This window comes from Paenibacillus sp. 10L310 (assembly GCF_056395745.1).
Genome location: NZ_JBFTKC010000055.1, coordinates 1 through 626 on the forward strand (window position 1 = coordinate 1; position 626 = coordinate 626).

The window sequence follows — 626 nt, forward strand, 5'->3', positions numbered from 1 at the left end:
GCTTCAAGAGAAAGAGCACACGCTTGCGGATACACAAGAAGAACTGGCGATTGTAAAAAAAGCAGTGCACATCTTCAGCAAACCAAAGAGCTAAGATTTCAGTTTGTGGAAGACCATCGCTCCGAGTTTTCTTTGGAGAAGATGTGCAGWACCTTTCAAGTATCACGGAGCGGATATTACAAATGGCGAATGGRCCGAACCAGCAAGCGGCAGGACCGCAAAGGCGAGGTCATGAAGCGTATTCGCTATCAYTTTTACGACCACCAGATGCGGTGTGGAAGTCCTAAAATTACGTATCTGCTCCATTTAGAAGGGKTGCGAATCTCTTCACGTACCGTCAGTATATACATGCGTCAAATGAATCTACGTTCTGTGGTCATGCCCAAATATCGCGTTCAGACKACGGATTCYAAACACARCCATCCCCTTGCACCAAATACGCTGAATCAGCAATTTAAAACGTCCAAACCGAATACGGTATGGGTTACCGACATCACCTACATTCCTTGCCGAGGAGGTCGTCTATACCTCGCCAGCGTTCTGGATTTGTGCACACGTGAAATTGTAGGCTGGCGTCTATATAACCATATGGAAACCAGTTTGGTGATGGGTGCACTGGAGGAAGC

The 626-nt window shown here is 47.0% G+C and carries 1 protein-coding gene; it reads left to right on the forward strand.

Annotation, left to right across the window (positions count from 1 at the left end; translation table 11 throughout):
* Nucleotides 1-105 precede the first annotated feature (105 nt).
* A partial coding sequence (locus AC1DE7_RS31765; protein ID WP_477535893.1) for an IS3 family transposase occupies nt 106-626 on the forward strand: 521 nt, incomplete at its 3' end.